The sequence below is a fragment of the Paenibacillus sp. GbtcB18 genome, from assembly GCF_019091125.1.
In the GTDB taxonomy this organism is placed as follows: domain Bacteria; phylum Bacillota; class Bacilli; order Paenibacillales; family NBRC-103111; genus Paenibacillus_F; species Paenibacillus_F chitinolyticus.
This window is the reverse complement of the sequence record NZ_JAGXJX010000728.1, coordinates 1-244: the sequence shown is the minus strand read 5'-3', so window position 1 is coordinate 244 and position 244 is coordinate 1. Positions and strand designations below refer to the sequence as shown.

Here is a 244-nt window from a genome sequence, read left to right as displayed (position 1 = left end):
TCACCCTTAAAGGTGATACTGTTTTCGGGAATGATGTTTGGATCGGACAAAATGTCCCCCTTATGCCCGGTGTGCATATTGGGGGCGGAGGCATCATTGCGGCCAACCCCGTTGTCGTAAAAAATGTTCCCCCCTACCATATTGCGGGGGGAAATCCCCGCCCAGTGGTTTAAAAAAGGTTCGATGGCGGACTTATCGATTATCTCCTTTCCGTTAAATGGTGGGGTTGGCCCTCTCGTAAAAT

Annotated in this window: 1 pseudogene; it reads left to right on the top strand. The window is 50.0% G+C overall.

What is annotated here, in order from left to right:
- Positions 1-244: pseudogene (locus KVT34_RS32245) on the top strand (LbetaH domain-containing protein); the annotation flags it as partial.